This is a genomic window from Photobacterium sp. BZF1 (assembly GCF_014349205.1).
In the GTDB taxonomy this organism is placed as follows: domain Bacteria; phylum Pseudomonadota; class Gammaproteobacteria; order Enterobacterales; family Vibrionaceae; genus Photobacterium.
Genome location: NZ_JACSOF010000021.1, coordinates 1 through 18,403, shown reverse-complemented (window position 1 = coordinate 18,403; position 18,403 = coordinate 1). Strand labels below are relative to the sequence as shown.

The following is an 18,403-nucleotide window of genomic DNA, read 5'->3' as shown; positions in this document are numbered from 1 at the left end:
TCTCACTCCGGTTAATAATGATTAAAGTAAGCGTGATGCACGGCAATCAAACCAATCAGACTGGCGTTGTAATCAATCGCGAACTCATTGACGGCATAAGACTTCTCGCTATCGACATAACTCAGCATCCCCATATTTTTCGGTGCGACTCCAGCTTGCGCCATTTCATTCGGCCCACCGACCAAGTAGCCGGGTAAGCTAACGCCTGTCGCAATTCGGTACAGATGATGAAGGTTACGTACCGAATAGGTGCCACTGTGAGTGACAAAACTCATATCGAAGGCATTGGCCCCCAACAAATAATCAATTTGCGACTGAACTGAGGCCCGGTTATCCAAGCGACCTTTGGCAAAGTCTGCCCAGGCAATTAAGATCCCTGCCTCTGCAGTCATTTTGTTCGAGCCCCAGATAAAACGCTGGTTTGCCACCCTAAATGGTGATTCTTGCGCTTGCTGGATATAACGGGCAGCAACCTTGTCGAGGTCGTTGATCAGTTGGTCCCTGAACTCCCCTTTTTCCTCAGAGAGAATCAGGTGCCAAACCCCCATCGCTGCAGGGTTCTTCCATTCGAAAATATCAATCCATTGCGGGTCATAACTGTCCTGGAAAGCTTGTTTGAACTTCTCCTGACCAGTGGTGATATAGAGCTCTGCATAAGCCCAGAGCCTTTCGTCCACATCGGTATCCAAAGACACTTCTGTATCAAACTTATTGAACATGTATGGACCAGAACCGCTATCATCTCCCTCTTGCCAGTCGAAAAATTGCTCTTTATGTCCTGAAAGGTAGTTGGAGGCATGTATGGCAGCGCTGAGGTATTGACGTGAAAGGTCAGCATCGTAAGGTTTGATGATCCTTGCCGCAAAGGCCATTGTGGCGGCAAATTTGGCCGTTTCAGGCGTGCTGATACCATAGATGTAGCGTGGCTGGGTATCTTGCCAAGGACCTATTTTCGCAGGCCAGCTCGCACCCGATACCTTGCGGTAAACAGCCCCGTCTTCACGTTGCATCTTCAACAGCCAGTCTAATGCATAGATCGATTCATCTATAATGGCGGGTTTATCACTGCCGGGTAGTTTTGACTGAGCATACAACTGAGGGGTTTGCCGATAGGCCTCAAGCAGCCTCGAAACAGTAATTGTCGTGGTTGCGACATATTTGCCGAAATCACCGGCGTCATACCACCCACCGACAACATCTAGCTTGGTGCCGGCCTTGTGAAAAGCGTCGTCCCGAAATATCAAGCCATCCTGCATATGGCTCTCAGGGCGATTCATTCCCGTTGAAATATCTTGGATAGGCATCCCCGAGCGTTGTAGATAAAGCGCGTGGACTAGGCGATCATTAAGTGGTAAGTAGGCATCATCACCGATCTGAAAAGGCACGGATTGACCGTTGTCGGTAACCAACTGATACCAGCCTGCATGATTTACCTTGGAAAAATCAACCGCTGTCACCTTGCGCTCGTCAGGAAGAGAAATTTCACCTGAGCGCTCCAATTCTCCGACAACAACACGACCATCGGCGACCGAGACTAATTGCACCTCATGGGCTTGGTCTGCCAATACATAGGCAAATTTATCCCCTGCGGGGAGGTAGCCCGACTGGTTTACCATGATATCTGCGCTTTGGGCCGAGAAGGCTACGGTTGCGCCGATGATATAGCTAAGTACCTTTGTCATTTTCTAGCCTTCCAAGTCCTGTGCAAGGTAGCGGTTTGTACTCACTGTTTCGCCCTTGCTATCCCTAATCTCTAGTGTCAAATACGAGGCCAACCCCTCTACTGGCTGCCGGGTTGCAACCTCAAGCAATGAATTGGCCGCAATGTTGAGCCCCTCGTATGTCCAACTTTTGCCGTTATAGCTATTGGTCACAACCAAAGAGGCATCTTGAAAGCTATTAAGGGAATCGTTAACCACGCTCAACGTCAACGTGGGCTGTATGGCGGTCAAGTCAGCTTGTGCAACAGCCAAAACTGGCTGGTATGACTGTTTCAGTGCGTAATAACCCGGCTTAGCAGCTCGTTCGACATCCAATACAGACCAAGTGACCGACGGCCAGCTATCCACCAGCATAAACTGGTAAATTGCGGCAACCCCTTTGCCCTTATTCAACCTTAGATGCTCAGCGGCGTATTTGGTCACTAGCCTTTGATATTCTTGAGAATTATTCCAAAAGTGTGATAGAGATTCACCTTGTTGCACAGCAGCAATATTCATTGTTTCATGATGCTGATAATTGTGGTAGTTGAGAGTGTTTAAAACTTGCTCACTTAATGGCCAGCCGTCTTCCCCATCGAGGATATCCTGCAACAAAGACCAACTAGGCATGGACTGGGCACCAAACTCGCTCACAATCATTGATGGTTGGTAAGTCCGGTAGTCCTTGTAGGAGCCCGAGTACCAGCCTAGCCAAGGGTGCTCATGGGTATATGAAGCCTTGCGCACTACCCTTTTGTCGCCTGCTCTATTCAAGGCTTGATAGACACTCTCAGTAAGAAGCTGATTCTGGCTCGGCTGATATGATGGATACTTATACTTCATCCAGGTAGCATCCCACGGCGGCTCATTATGGCCGGACCAGAATGCGATAGAAGGGTGGTTGTAAAGTAAATCTGTCATGGCTTCAGCTTGGCGGGCGGCTTCTAGTGCGAAGCTCTGAGAGTCACTATAGCCCCACTGCAAAGGGAAATCTTGCCAGACGACCATACCGGCTTTATCAGCCAGTTCATAGAAAGCTTTACCGGCCACATGGGCATGGACACGAACGCTATTAACGTTGGCTTGCTTCATCAACTCAAGATCTTGTAGATACTGAGCATCAGACACCTCACCCAGCCATTGGCTGGCGATATAATTGGTCCCTCGGATAAAATAAGGTTTGCCGTTTACCAGAAACTGTTCTTTTTCTGCATCTAAAGCCACTTCGCGAAAACCAACAGCCACTGTTCTCTTATCCGTCAGTTGGTCACCGACTGACAGGGAAACCGTAAGATCATAGAGTGATGGCTCCCCCCAATCCCAAGGCCACCATAATTGGCGGATAGACTGGGGAATTGAAAGCTCAAGCTTGGTTTTCCCTTTTTGAATTTTTTCTTCAAAGGTATAAGTTTCTGCCTTACTGGTATCAGGCGATGTCAGCACCAGCTCTATTGCTACAACTTCATCACGGTTGGAATCTACGGACAACTCTATCTGCGCAGAAGTAATTTGCTTGTCGGTATGGTGAACACGAGGACGAACTTTTAGCGAGTCCACTGCGACAGGGCCAGTTTGCCTTAAAGTGACCTCTCCCCATATCCCCCCCGAGTTCCAATCTTGGCCTTTGTCTGACCAAGCACCACCAGGACGGGTATCATGGTGATTGAGAACGCCTTTAATCAAGGTTTTGTGTAATGACCAGTCTGCGGTTTGCTTCTCGTTCGGGCTGTTAACCCAAACATTGAGGGTATTGTCACCGGCCTGAATCAAACCAGTGACTTCCATATTGTGCGGTATGAAGTAGCCAATTTGGCGGGAAATGTATTTGCCATTAACGGTTACCGCCGATTCATAATCAACGCCATCAAACTCAAGCCAGTAGCGGCCATAATCTGAAAACTGGTCGACGATGAAACTTCGGTCATAATAAGCGGCACCAGCATAATTGATGCCAGACGATTTCCAATGACCTGGTACAGTCACATTGTACTGCCCTGCCCATATGTCGTTTTCATCAATTATCTCTAGGCGCCAGTTTCCATTTAACGATTGCTTATTAACAAGCCAATCACTATTTTCCGAAAAAGAAGCACAAGAAGATAATGAGAATAACGTCATCAATAATATTATTCTCATCTTTTCCCTATTATAAATGGTTACTTTGCGCGTTTTAAAATCTTAAAGGTGTTCTTATTGCCATTTTGAATATATTCAAGATTGTCAGTAAGCTGGACGACAATAATGAACCCCCGTCCTGATGTGGTCCATGTTTCAGGATCTTCAGGATCAGGCTCAATAAACTCACCACTAACCGCTCGGTTAAACTCCTCCTTGCTCATTGAGTTGCCGTAGTCTGACACCTCAAAGACCAACTCATTATCAGAGTTAAAAAAGCATGAACATTCTATTGGTAATTCATTTGAATATTGATAGGCGTGTTCATACGCATTATTCACCACTTCCACAAGGCAAAGTTCTATTTGATCAATGATCTCTTGTGTAACTTGGTTGTTTCGCAAATATTCCTGCATATCTTCAGCAATATCACGCGATACATCTGGAGAACTACTGTACTGCTTACTAAACCTCTCAGTGACTATATCCATTGGTAAGCCCTTACCTATTTAGTTAAGAATGTCTTCCTCTTTACCCGTTGTAGAGGGAATATAAGTAGAAATACTGCCCATGGAACCCATCATAGGTTGCACTTGACGCCGGTCATTAAGAATATTTACCGCTTTGAGTTCACTTAGAGACTGGGTATAGCCATCATGGCTAATGAAGTAATCTCCAAACACAGTTTTTTCTTCTACATAGGCAGCAGAAGCAACATGGATATATTCACTAACTAAGCTTTGCTTAATGACTGCTCCGGACTCCACTTTACTGTTGGCACCAATCACTACAGGGCCTTCTATAGTCGCACCGGGTTGAATTTCACAACCACTACTTACGATAACAGGGGGGGTAATATCACAACTATCAATATCAAAAACCGTATTAATGCCCACCCAAATACCAGGTTTCACTTGAGTGCCTGGAATTGGATAGCCTGGCACTTTTCCTTTCATGATGTCGCTGGTCACCGTCCAGATGTCGCTGATATTACCGACATCAAGCCATTGGAAATCCATACTCGTCGCATAGAAATCAACTTTATTTTCAACTAACTTAGGGAACAGTTCACTACCAATGTCATATTCCTGTTCCGCAGGAATATAATCAAAAATAGCTGGCTCAAAAATATATATACCAGTATTGATTTGGGTTGAAAGAGCCTCTTCCATTGCTGGTTTCTCTTGGAAACTAGTGACTTTTCCATAACTGTCAGTGACAACGACACCGTATTTTGACACTTCTTCCAGTGCGACATCACGGGTAACAATAGTCGCTATACCACCATTTTTTTTGTGACGGCGCACAGCTTCAGTTAAGTCCAAATCAATCCAAGCATCGCCGCATACCACAACAAAAGTCTCATCAAAAAAGCCTGAGAAGTCTTGGATTTTTCTCATCCCTCCGGCAGATCCTAATGCTTTGCTGACAAAATTGCCATCAACAATCTCACCCTCGTAGGAGAATGACAGTTGGACATTGAAATGATGGCCATCGCCAAAATAATTTTCGATAACTTCAGCCAAGTGGCTGGTATTGACCACAATTTTATCAATACCATGTGATGCAAACAGCTGAATCATTGATTCCATCACGGGCTTACCCAAAATAGGAATCATCGGCTTAGGTATTATTTGGGTAATCGGCCTAACGCGTGTTCCTTTCCCTGCGGCGAGGATCATTCCTTTCATGCCATACTCCTTTATGCCATGGTTGCGACAGCATCTTCAATAGTGTCGAAGCTGGTGATCAGCTTGTCCATACGGGTTAATTTAAGTAACTCTTTAACCGCACGCTGCGGATTCACGACACTGATTTTCTTACCGCGAAGCATTTTATAAACAGCCATTACAGCTCCTAGGCCGCTGCTATCCATAAAACGGACTTCGGATAGATCAAGCACAAGATGACTGCCAATACCTGCAGACAATTTCTCAACTTCTTCGCGGAAACTAGGTGCTAACTTCGCGTCAAAGCGTTCTTCTTTTATTTGAAGAATTGTGCATTGACCTTGGTTGATAGTTTCATATTGCATAGCTGCTCCCTTTCTGGATTGCCTTTCCATTCAACAACAAGCACGCTGACGTCATCATCAAACTGCTCAGCCTGCTGCCAATCTCTTACATTGTTGACTAACAACTCTGTTTGTAACGTGGTTGGCTGATCTTTCAACTCAACAACCGTTTTCCGGAAACCCTCTTCCGAAAACATTTCATTGCCTTTTTCCGCTTCAGTGATCCCGTCGGAATACATCCACACTTTATCGCCAGGCTCTAGTTGGATATATGATGTGTCGTATTCAACGAAATCAAAGGCCCCAACGACAAAGCTTTCTTGGCCAATAAACTCTGCGTCCCCCAACTTCGAGTGCAGCCATACCAGTGGTGGATGACCCGCGATAGAGAAAGCCATTTTCCCTGTTTTAATGTTCAATACGGCATACACCATAGTGAAATACAGCAAGTTATGATCATCACTAAGGTATTGCTCGTTAAGCCGCTTTAAGACCTCATGAGGAGGTGTGATGCGATAATACGGCGGCTCATCAAGAGCGGTTTTCACTATTGAGCTGTGCCCTGAGCTCACGGCAATACTTTGCTGCACCGAAAATGACAGCAATGCCGAAGACACCCCATGTCCGGCGACATCCAACAAATAGATGGCCACATGCTCCTCATCGAGGTTCATGTAACCCAGCATATCGCCACCTATTTGGGCACTGGGAATTGATACATAGCTCAACTCCACCCCAGACATCTTTCTTTCTGTCGGAAGAAGACGTTTGAGCAACTCCCCAGCCGACTCCAAATCTTTTTTCATGGTGGCATAGGCACTATCAAGCGCTTCATTTTTAGTTGTAATTTCATTGTGAAGTGCCAGTGTGCGGAAGCCGGCCTGAATTCGGGCCACCAATTCATCAACATGGGTATCTTTGACAACAAAGTCATCGGCTCCTGCATTGATGCCGCTAACAATAGATTCTTTATCATCCTTGCCAGATAACAACATGAAAAACAGGTAACGACCGTAATCTGCCGACTTCACTCGGGAACACAATTCAATGCCATCCATCTCTGGCATCATCCAATCGCTAAGCACGAACTGGATGTCCGGGCGTTCCTCAAGGACCTGCAAGGCATGCATACCATCGCTAGCAGTGATAACGTCAAAACCACGCTTAGACAGGACTTTCTCCATAAAAATAAGCATGGTTCTGTTATCGTCAACCAGTAAGATTTTCTTCATCCAATCACCTGTAAACCATGCGATCCAAGCATAAACACATTGTTGCACAAGATTTTTTTTTACGTCAACCAATATGCAATCGCTTTTATGTACATCTACATTCTAGTAAGGTTTATTAAACACAACAAAAAATTGTTCTTTTTCTGTTTGTTACCTCAAAAAATTACTTGTAGTTGATTTACTTTGTATACGAAAACAGCCTCTACTAGTGACTGTTTACCCTCTGGCACATAAGGATGATGGGCTTGCGTTGCTTCTGTTTTGTGATATTTCCTCTATTGATCGCTATGCCCTGCATGGCCGATGAGTATATGAGTGAAACACGCAAACATGCACCAGCCCCTATCTCGCCCTCGCTGACACCAGCCAGTAAGATATCGAGTGTGGAAACTGATGAAGAGCCCAGTGAAGCTGATCTGATTTGGAAAGGGGTCTCCAGCTCCTTTCACCTGCCTTTCGAGGAGTGGGAAGAGAACAAAGACAAATCCTTCCTACACGGGTTGAGCGGCAACCTTGGTTTTGGTTACCCACTACTGGAAACCCCAGCAGCCAATATCCCGGCCAATGCCACTAACGGCCCGTCCAACACCAATATGACCACCACCCTTTCGCTCAAGTACACCATTTTGGGCAACTGGTTTGTGTCCGGCACACTTTATTACTATTGGGATGCAGACCAACAGCAACCTTGGAATCCCGACTTTACCTATGTTTTTGGCTACAGCGACTGGCGGCCCTACACCTTTAGCCTAATGTACGCCAACTATGGCGGTAACCGGTTCAAAGCCACCGATGAGCAGCCTGTCACTAATTTCAACCAAGGTACTTGGTCGCTAGGCTGGAAGTTTCCGGTTGTCGATCCAGTGAAAAGTTGGCTGACCTTCACCGATGAGGGAGCTATTGGCTGTCAAATTGATTTCAACTACACCCCGGAATATTTCGATCTTGCCACCACCTCATATATGACAGGCCACAAGACCCTAAGTCTAGGTTGTAAGTACTCTATTTTTGGAAACTGGTATGTTAATGGCACTGCTTTCTACTACTTCGACAGCGCCCAGAAACAGCCGTGGAACCCTGACTACACCTACGGTTTCGGTTACTTTGACTGGCGCCCCGGCACTATTACCATCCAGTACAATAACTACTCAGGAAACCGCTGGAATTCTTCCGACCGTGCAGACGGGACCGGGCGTTTTAAAGATGGGTCTATCACTATCGCCTACTCTTTTTCCTTCTAACTCACATTTCGCAATTTGCGTCTGCAATTTGCAAAAATCCATATAGCAATGCCTATAAATCCGTCTATTCTTGATTTTACAACACCATATAAACACCAATGCATAGGTATGTTTTTTTGCTCGCCAAAATAGCTAAATAAAAACAACACTTTAGATTCAAAGGCATCACCAGGACAGTTATAGCAAACAAGTTGGCATGCATCGTGCTGTATATCCAATATCAATCATCGAGTTACCAATTTCACAGCGAGGTCAATATGGAAGGGACTAAATACAACGACAAAGTAACCGGCACAGACAGTGATGATAATATCAACGTACGTTCTGGTAGCGATGAAGTAGAAGCAAAAGAAGGGAACGACTTTGTTGTTGGCGGTGAAGGTAGTGACAAACTCGCCGGTAACGAAGGTTCTGACACCATTTTCGGTGACCTAGAATACGGTGACGAGCCTCCGGCAGAACCAGCACCAGACGATAGCTGGGGTAACGCCCAAACCGTTTACAGCTATGATGCCCCTGAAGAGCCGGAAGAGTCAGTCACCCATACAGCCCGCCTCGGTAACTATTTGGTTGATGGCAATGGCTCAATCAACGCCAAATTCACAACAACCCAAGCTTACGATGTTGTCTACGTCCAGCTTGTTGATGAAAACGGTAATGTCGTCGACAAGGCCGCCACAACAATAAATGAAAATGGGGAAATCGAACTCGATTACTCATACGGCAGTGACAAGTTCAGCAACGACAGCATGGTTTCTTTCGAGCTGCTCGACAATGACGGTAACAAGATTTCTGATGTCGAAACCGTTGAGATCGTTGCGAATAATATTTATGACGACACCATTTCTGGCGGAAGCGGCGATGACACTATTTTTGGCCAGCAGGGCTCGGACACCATATATGGTGGCGAAGGCAGTGACTTCCTCGATGGGGACATCAACGATGATACGCTTCACGGCGGTTCGGAAGACGATGTTCTAATTGGCGGTAGTGGGGAAGATATCTTATATGGTGACGAAGGCAACGATACCTTGCTCGGCAGTGACGGCGACGACACTCTATACGGCGGCGATGGCGATGACACCCTTCTCGGTGAACTGGGCGATGACACCATCGAAGGTGGTGCTGGTGCCGATATTCTTGTGGGTGATGACGGCAACGATACCCTCTCGGGGGGGACAGGTGACGACAAGCTATTTGGTGGTTTAGGTAATGATGTTCTTGTCGGTGGTGAAGGCAAAGATGAAATTCACGGTGATGCAGGCGTAGACAATATTTCCGGTGGTGCCGGTGATGACTTCATTATGGGTGGAGACGGTGACGATATCATTGACGGTGGTGCCGATAACGACCTGCTCCTTGGTGGTGATGGCAACGACACTATTACCGGTGGTGAAGGCAACGACATGTTGTTTGGTGAAGTCGGTGATGACAACGTCGATGGCGGTCTAGGTGATGATGAAGTCTATGGTGGCTTGGGCAATGACGTGCTTACCGGAGGCGAAGGCCATGACAGCCTATTTGGCGGCGAAGGCAATGATGTACTTGATGGTGGTGCAGGCAGCGATAACCTCCACGCCAACGAAGGCGACGATATTATCAAGGCAGGGGCTGGCGATGACTTCGTCTATGCCGGTGATGGCAACGATATAATCGACGGTGGTGAAGGTAATGACACCATCTTTGGTGAAACCGGTAATAACCAAATTACCGCAGGTCTTGGTGACGACACAGTTTATACCGATGCAGGCAACGATACTATCGATACCGGCGACGGCCACGACACCGTATTTGCTGGAGCTGGCGACAATGTCATCAGTACAGGTGCCGATAACGATACCGTTTATGCCGAATCAGGTAGTGACAAAATTGATGCCGGCGAAGGTCACAACATCGTTTACGCAGGGGACGGCGACAATACAATCACAGCAGGCAGCGGTGATGACGATATTTTCGCAGGTTCAGGGGCCGATACCATCACCGCCGGTGCAGGTGATGATGAAGTTTTTACCGGCGCTGGCAACGATAGCATTGATGCCGGTACCGGAAGCGACAAAGTTTATGCCGGTGAGGGTGACGATGTTATCGAAGGAATTAGCGGCAATAATGAGCTTTTCGGCGAGGCGGGTAACGACACCATCAATGCAGGTCTGAATGCCTCTACCCTTTATGGCGGTCAAGGTGAAGATACCCTAACCGGCTCTGACGAAAACGACTACCTCCACGGCGGTGAAGACAACGACGTGCTTGTCGGCAACAAGGGTAACGATACCCTAGAAGGCGCGGCAGGTGACGATAAACTTTCCGGTGGTGAAGGTAATGACCTGATACTAGCCGGTACCGGTGACGACCAACTTTCTGGTGGACTAGGCGATGATACCCTGGTCGGCGGAACCGGTAATGACACCCTCTCGGGTGGCGAAGGCAAGGACATTTTGGCAGGTGGAGCAGGCAACGATGTGCTTGACGGGGGGACCGGTGTCTCTGAGCTTTACGGTGACGACGGCGACGATACCCTAATCAGTGCCGACGAAAACGACTTGCTCAGCGGTGGCGAAGGCAACGACACTATTACCTCCAATGCTGGTAACGACACAGTCTTCGCTGGCCTGGGGGATGATGTCATCGACACGGGTACCGGAGATGACACCGTATTTGGTGATGCAGGCAAAAATACCATCACTACCGGAGAAGGTAACGACATCGTCTACGGCGGTATCAACGAAGACAATATCTCAACTGGTGAAGGTAACGATACCGTTCTCGCAGGAGACGGTGCTGACCAAGTGGATACCGGTATAGGGAATGACTATGTCGAGGCTGGCGGCGGCTCAGATACCATTAAGGCCGGTGAAGGCGATGATGTGGTCCTGGGTGATGCTGGTGACGATTTAATTTCCGGCGGTGCTGGTAAAGATGTACTGATTGGTGGTATCGGTAACGATACCCTTGACGGTGGAACCGGTATCTCTGAATTGTATGGGGAAGATGGCAACGACACCCTAATCAGTGGCGATGATAACGACATCCTTGGAGGCGGGGCGGGTAACGATACCATTACGGCCAACGCCGGTGATGACACGATTTTCGCAGGCGCCGGTAGCGATACAATTGATGCAGGGGCGGGTAATGACACCGTCTATGGCGAGTCCGGCAACAACACTATCAGCACTGGCGAAGGTAACGATACTGTCTACGGTGGTACCGATGCCGACAATATCACAACGGGCACAGGCGATGACCAGGTATTCTCAGGAGCTGGAGCCGACACCATCAACACCGGAACCGGCACCGACCATATCGATGCAGGTGCAGGAAATGACATCATTGATGCCGGCGAAGGTGATGATACGGTCTTCGGCGGAGCGGGTAACGACACCCTAATTGGTGGTGCTGGAGCTGATTATCTGGCTGGTGGTGAGGGTGATGATACTATCACCGATGACGGAACCGATACTGTACTGGGCGAAGGCGGCAACGACACGCTTACTGCGGCCGAAGGGGGTAGCCATCAGATTTATGGTGGTGAGGGTGACGATACCCTGATTGGTAGCGAAGCTAGCGATACCCTTTACGGTGGTGCTGACGATGACACCATCACGGGTGGCGGCGGCGCTGATACCCTATATGCAGGGGAAGGTAATGACAAGGTTGATGCCGGTGAAGGCGATGATGTTGTCTACGGTGAAGATGGCAACAACACCATTTCACTTGGTGAAGGCACCAATACCCTGTACGGCGGTGCCGGCAACGACACGGCAACTGCCGGTACCGGAAACGATACCCTGTACGGTGCCGGAGGCAATGACAACCTTGATGGCGGCGCTGGCGATGACCTTATCGAGGGTGGTGAAGGCAAAGACACCTTATCAGGTGGCGAAGGCGTTGATACCCTAGTTGGTGGCGTTGGTAATGACCAGTTAAGTGGCGGCCTTGGCAATGACAAACTCTTTGCCGGTGAGGGTAACGATACCTTGTCTGGCGGCGAAGGTGATGATGAACTCCATGGCACAGCCGGAACCAATACCCTGTCCGGTGATGCTGGCCAGGATACTATTTACGGCGGTATCGGTAATGACACCGTAGATGGCGGTGAAGGCGACGATAAAATTGAGACCTTTGCCGGTGATGACAATATCCAGGGCGGTACCGGTAACGATAGCATTGACGCTGGTGAGGGCAACAACATAATCGATGGCGGCGAAGGTGATGACATTATTACCGCAGGTGATGGCAATAACACAGTCAATGAACTATCCGGCGGCGATGACACTATCACTTTGGGCAACGGAAATAACACGGTGTCTGCAGGTGAAGGCAATGACAGTATCTCTACAGGTTCGGGGCACGATGTGATCAACGCTGGAGCCGGCAACGATGTGATTGATGCCGGTGATGGCCACAATCAAATCACTACCGGCGAAGGCAATAATACTGTCACCGCAGGTAGTGGCAATGACCAAATTACCACAGGCCAGGGCGATAACACCATCAATGCAGGTGATGGCGACAATACCGTTACAACTAACCTTGGTAGCGACAAAATCACCACCGGCAGCGGCAATGACCAGATTGATGCCGGTGAAGGTAACGACACCATTAACGCTGGTGACGGTATCAACACTGTCCAATCTGGTGCTGGAAACGATAGCGTCACCGCCGGAGCAGGTAATGACAACATCGATGGTGGTGAAGGTAACGACACCATTAACGCCGGTGATGGTGATAATACGGTCATGGGCGGCCTTGGCAACGATAGAATTACCACTGGAGGTGGTGTTGATAACCTTGTCGGTGGCGAAGGCAACGACACCCTCAAGGCCGGTAGTGGTGATGACGTCCTCAAAGGTGGCCTCGGCGATGATAAGCTTTACGGCGAGTCTGGCAACGACACCCTTGAAGGGAGTGACGGCAACGACTCGATGTACGGCGGTTCAGGTAATGACCTGCTGCGCGGCGAAGCCGGTAATGATTTCATGAAGGGCGACGGCGGTGACGACACACTTTACGGTGGCGAGGGCAACGATACCTTAAGGGGTGGCGGCAACAACGATACCCTGTTCGGTGAATCAGGTAACGATACCCTAGACGGTGATGGTGGTAACGATACCCTGTACGGTGCTGGGGGTGACGACAAACTGATCGGTGACGGCGGTAACGATACCCTATCCGGTGGAGAAGGCAACGATACCTTACAAGGTGGAAGCAACAACGACAACCTTGATGGTGGTATTGGTGACGACAACCTCGATGGCGGTGCGGGTGACGATATCCTATTTGGGCAAGAGGGTGACGATATTTTAGATGGCGGTGAAGGTGTAGACCAAATCTATGCTGGTGCTGGTAACGATATCCTCGTTTTCGACAAAGAGGACATAGACAACACCGATGGGTATACGACCCACTTCAGTGGCGGGGAGGGTTTTGACCTGCTCCAAGTTGGTAATGATGCTGACGGACAGATCATTGATATGACCAACACGGCTTTCCAAGAGTTGGAGGCTGTCGTCATCGACGCTACCGACGCAGAGCTAAAAGTCGGACTCGATAAGGTCCTCAACAACAGCCCTGCTGATAACGCCAGTGAAGGTAACTTTGTCGTGACGGGTGCAGGAAAACTGACATTAGAAGGCTACGGCTGGGAAATGGCAGACGAAGCACCAGAAATGTCAACTGAGTTACGCGATGCTTATGAGGCGAGCAATATCGACACGACTGCCCTAAATGGCTACTCATTCTCGAATGTTGACAAACAAGAGGTCAATATTTGGAGTGATAATGATATTGAAGATATTAGCTTTAATGGCTCAGACGTGTAATTCATTACACTTAGCCAGGCCTTAATGCCCCTATCCAAGTCCCGGTTTAGCCGGGACTTTTTTATAAATAAACACCAATCAAGGGCAATCTGTTTTCCATCTTAAAAAGTTGTCCTATACACTAGGCGGCCGCCCTTCAATACGATGGAACCGTAATGTCAATTAGCTGGATAGCTTTTACCCTATTAGCAGCCTTGAGCCAGTCATGGCGCAATGCCTTTCAAAGCAAATTAAGCAGCCATTTAAGCGTGGCGGGCACCACCCTCGCCCGCTTTATTTTCGCCAGTCCGCTTGCATTAATGTATTTGATTATGCTCTACCAATGGCAGAGTGCCCCTTTGCCGCAGTTCAGTGGCGAGTTCATCTTTTATGTCGTCGGCGCTGCCGTCATGCAGATTGTTGCCACAGGGCTAATGGTGGTGTTATTTAAGCTGGAGAACTATGCAATAGGAGCTGGCCTGGCAAAGTGCGAGGCCCCTGTGTCAGCCGTTCTTGGCGTGCTCTTTTTTGGTACCGTCCTATCTTTTGCAGGTTGGGTTGGTGTCATACTGGGGACACTTGGCGTACTGTTGCTCAGCAGCCCATCGGGTTGGCGCAAGTTGTCGATGAGGACCTTCCTACTGGGTCTCAGTTGTAGTTCCGCCTTCGCCCTGACCTCACTGTGGATACGCGAAGCCAGTTTAAGTTTGGGCCTACCCTTTCCTTTCAGTGCTGCCTGGGTGCTGTTTTTGGTCATACTGCTACAAACCCTACTGATCACCGCATACCTGTTAGTCAAAGAGCGCCACACCTTGGCTGCTATGTTTGCACGTCCAAAACTGGTGATTATGACCAGTTTAACCAGTGTTCTCGGCTCCCTCGGCTGGTTTAGCGCTATGTCGCTACAAGCCGTTCCTTATGTTAAAACCCTCGGCCAGATTGAAATCGTGTTTATGATTTTTATTTCGTATTTCTGGCTGGGCCAACGTATCAGCACCAAGGAAATCACCGCCCTGTTACTGCTCTCCTTAGCTGCCATCTTGGTTATGTGGCAGTAATGAAAAACCGACAATGGCACAGGCAATTGTCGGTTTAACAAGTAGATTTAGCAGATTCAGCCTTGCTAAATGAGATTCTCCATTTCATGGAGTAGTTTTTCTCTTCGAACCGGCTTGGGCACATAGGCGTCCATTCCGGCATCGAAACAAGCTTGGATATCGTCATCGACCACGCTTGCCGTCAGGGCAATAATGGGGGTTTTTGCTAGCTGTTGCTGCTGCTCAAATTCCCGGATCTCCTTGGTGGCTTCAAAACCGTCTTTTACCGGCATCATGCAATCCATCAGGATAAGCGAGAATCCTTGGTTGGATGAATAGATATCAACCGCTTCCTGCCCGTTATTAGCAATATCATACTCAAATCCGGCTTTTTTCAAATGAAGCGAGGCGACCTTCTGGTTAACCAGATTATCTTCCACCAGCAAAATGCGCTTTGGTTTCTCTGGCTCGCTGCGCTTTTCACCGCTATTGGTGCCTGTACTTGCTTGCTGCTGTAGCGCAGCGATATCAGCTATTTTTTCTTGCAAAATCTTTGCTTTGAATGGTTTGGGGACATAATCGTCCATCCCTACGTCAAAGCACTGCTGGATATCATCATCCACCACACTTGCCGTTAGCGCGATAATCGGCGTTCGTCTTAACTGCTGGGCTTTCTCGTAGCTTCGGATCTCTTCTGTGGCCTGCATGCCATCCATAACAGGCATCATACAATCCATCAGCACGAAGGTGTAATGGTTGCCGCAGGTGAACAGGTCAACGGCTTCTTGGCCATTGTTCGCTATATCAAATGTACACCCTGCTTTTTGCAGATGGAGAGAGGCCACCTTCTGGTTGACCAAGTTATCTTCCACCAACAAGACGTGCGGTGCCTGGACCTCATGGTCAGAGAGTTCGGCTTGCGACTGCTCTCCCGCTACTTTTTGGTAGCAATGCTGGAACGCCTTCAGAAGCCGGTTACCCAGCAATGGGTGAGTCAACAATGCCTCTATTTTGTTGCCGAAGTCAGTCGCTTCACTGTTCATATTGCGGATAAGGCACAATGCCCGGTGCTCGTTATTCAACTGTTCGATCATTTCATTCAACTCAGCCAGCGTCGACTGGGTATTTTCGCTGATAATAACAACTTGCTTATGCCCAACCTCAGCAACAGGTACTGCTGAGGGTTCTGCCACTCGAGTATCGACATTTACCCCGAGGAAGGCTAACTCTCTAGTAATACGCGATAACTTCAAGGCATCTTCGCCTATCAAGATAACTTCAGCATCCTGATAGGACGACGGGTGTTCCATCTGCTTTTCATCAACCGGCAGGGACAAGGTAAAGTAAAACCGGCTTCCCACCCCTTTGGTCGAATCAAGGCTAATCTTTCCGCCCATCATTTCAATCAGCTGGACACTGATTGCAAGGCCGAGGCCGGTACCTCCGAACTGTCGGGTTGTCGACTCATCTTCTTGGGTAAAAGGTTCAAAAATGCTCCCTTGGCGCTCCTCGTCGATCCCGATGCCCGAATCAGAGACTTCAAACAACAGCTGGGCAACATTGTCTTTCTCTTCCAAGCATTTAATACCAATTGAGACAGTCCCTTTGTCGGTAAACTTCACAGCATTGGACATAAAGTTCATCAACACCTGGCGTATGCGGTGATCATCGATTACTACCCGGTTCGGAACATACTGATCGATATTGACATCGAGGTTGATCCCCTTCTCTTTGACCTTAGGTGCCACAATAGAGGCAATATCGTAGATGGTTTCACGAATTGCCGTAGAGTGCGCACTGATATGTAGCATGCCCGATTCAATCTTCGAAAAGTCGAGGATGTCATTTATCAAACTCAATAATAGGTGGGATGAGGTTTCAATCGTATTGACATAATCTTTTTGAGTGGCGGTCAGATTGGTATCAGCCAGAACCTCGGAAATACCGATAACGCCGTTGAGCGGCGTTCGTATTTCATGGGACATATTGGCAAGAAAGCTACTTTTTGCCTTGCTGGCCTGAACGGCAGTATTCCTTGCAGCATCTGCCTCTTCTTTGGCGACGATGAGCTTCTCGCGCTGCTCTAGCCTTTCTACCGTCAGGCGTTTTACTTCCTTGGCGAAAATGCTTAGCTCATCTTTACCACTGACATTCACACTCACGTCTGAATCTGCACTGTCTTTGGCATTGAGTATTTTCAAAACCAATTTGAGATTGCCTGTTAACCGCATGGTCAGGCTGATACCGATAAGAAGTACAACAACAAACAAGGTCAAGCTAACAGCAATGAACACGTTCTTTTGCTTGTTAAATGCTGCTATAGACTGTTCAATCTCTAGACGAACTTGGTCTTCGATTTGCCTTCCCGCTGTCTGGAGCCTAGCAAGGCGTGAATTTAGGGCCTCTGTACCGGCAACCATTTCATCAGGCGAAAAGTCGGCTAGATTTGCACTTGCCAACAGCTGGCCTCGGAAGGTATTGCTTTGCTGGAACACTGGATCAGAAAAAGTATCCAGCAACAGCTTCACCTGGTTTTGGTCGGCATTAATTGCCAGAAAACGGTTGAGGAACAACTGCTGGTTCTGGGCCAGCAAACGTATCTCGTTTAGAATATCTTCGGTACTTCTAGCACTATCTTGGCTGTCTGCAGAAAGCAGCCATTGGCTGAACCAACCTTCTTCCTGCGACCAGAACATCAACCACTCTAGCTGGTAGAGAGCGCGTAAATGATTATCGACCGATTCTAGCAATTCGGCGTAATGTATCTTTTCGACTTCAAGGATAAGCTGGCGATAAATATCAACTTGCCACTCAATAAGGTCAATCAGCTCATCACCATCTTGAACGCTTTTAATTTCAGTAAGGTTGGCGATATAACTATCAAGTAATAGATTAACGGCTTTTGCGTCTTCGCCTGTGCCAAATAAGCGCACTACATCATTGCGTATATCGCTTGCCAAAGAGCTATCAGCCACAGCTTCATTCTCAACAATAACGAGTCGATTTGAGAAATGGTACTGGGATAAATTCTCTAGAAACTGAACAGCATATTGGGCTCTTTCGAGCGAGGAGACTTGCAGGTTAATGTGTGAAAGTTGCCGGTTAACTAAGAAAAGCGACAAGCACAGTGGCATCGCGATCAACAGAAACAACTTATGCTTTATAAGCAACCTATTCCAAATCTGACTAAACACGTTTCATCCTGAAATTATTATATGTGCACATTAATTCTAGGATAAAAAATATACTTCCAAATTAAATTGGAG

10 protein-coding genes are annotated in these 18,403 nt (G+C 48.0%); 3 read left to right on the top strand and 7 right to left on the bottom strand.

What is annotated here, in order from left to right:
* Positions 1-11: 11 nt before the first annotated feature.
* The 6 genes from BIZ37_RS06600 to BIZ37_RS06575 all read right to left on the bottom strand — a co-directional run bounded on the left by BIZ37_RS06600 (position 12) and on the right by BIZ37_RS06575 (position 7,061).
* A complete protein-coding gene (locus tag BIZ37_RS06600; protein WP_187460822.1) occupies positions 12-1,682 on the bottom strand; it encodes a glycoside hydrolase family 9 protein in 1,671 nt (556 codons plus the stop codon).
* 3 nt (positions 1,683-1,685) lie between these two features.
* A complete protein-coding gene (locus BIZ37_RS06595; protein WP_370577315.1) occupies positions 1,686-3,683 on the bottom strand; it encodes a glycoside hydrolase family 2 protein in 1,998 nt (665 codons plus the stop codon).
* A 173-nt stretch (positions 3,684-3,856) separates the two neighbouring features.
* Entirely contained in the window at positions 3,857-4,306 is a 450-nt protein-coding gene (locus BIZ37_RS06590) for an ATP-binding protein (protein WP_187460820.1), read from the bottom strand.
* Positions 4,307-4,324: 18 nt separating this feature from the next.
* Entirely contained in the window at positions 4,325-5,506 is a 1,182-nt protein-coding gene (locus BIZ37_RS06585; protein ID WP_187460819.1) for a sugar phosphate nucleotidyltransferase, read from the bottom strand.
* An 11-nt stretch (positions 5,507-5,517) separates the two neighbouring features.
* The gene (locus tag BIZ37_RS06580) at positions 5,518-5,850 is read right to left on the bottom strand and encodes an STAS domain-containing protein (protein WP_187460818.1); all 333 of its coding nucleotides are present in this window, start codon (positions 5,848-5,850) and stop codon (positions 5,518-5,520) included.
* A complete protein-coding gene (locus tag BIZ37_RS06575; protein ID WP_187460817.1) occupies positions 5,802-7,061 on the bottom strand; it encodes a PP2C family protein-serine/threonine phosphatase in 1,260 nt (419 codons plus the stop codon). The genes BIZ37_RS06580 and BIZ37_RS06575 overlap by 49 nt, the downstream gene beginning before the upstream one ends.
* 311 nt (positions 7,062-7,372) lie before the next feature.
* Here BIZ37_RS06575 and BIZ37_RS06570 point away from each other — a divergent pair, with 311 nt between their 5' ends.
* From BIZ37_RS06570 to BIZ37_RS06560, 3 genes are all read left to right on the top strand, one after another.
* Positions 7,373-8,302 carry a hypothetical protein gene (locus BIZ37_RS06570; RefSeq protein WP_255526689.1) on the top strand — a complete coding sequence of 310 codons (930 nt, stop codon included), beginning with the start codon at positions 7,373-7,375 and terminating at the stop codon, positions 8,300-8,302.
* A 257-nt stretch (positions 8,303-8,559) separates the two neighbouring features.
* The gene (locus tag BIZ37_RS06565; protein ID WP_187460815.1) at positions 8,560-14,121 is read left to right on the top strand and encodes a calcium-binding protein; all 5,562 of its coding nucleotides are present in this window, start codon (positions 8,560-8,562) and stop codon (positions 14,119-14,121) included.
* A gap of 155 nt (positions 14,122-14,276) precedes the next feature.
* The gene (locus tag BIZ37_RS06560; RefSeq protein WP_187460814.1) at positions 14,277-15,158 is read left to right on the top strand and encodes a DMT family transporter; all 882 of its coding nucleotides are present in this window, start codon (positions 14,277-14,279) and stop codon (positions 15,156-15,158) included.
* A gap of 65 nt (positions 15,159-15,223) precedes the next feature.
* Here BIZ37_RS06560 and BIZ37_RS06555 read toward each other — a convergent pair whose 3' ends face one another.
* Positions 15,224-18,271, bottom strand: a complete 3,048-nt coding sequence (locus BIZ37_RS06555) for a response regulator (protein ID WP_222939609.1) — start codon at positions 18,269-18,271, stop codon at positions 15,224-15,226.
* Positions 18,272-18,403: the final 132 nt, after the last annotated feature.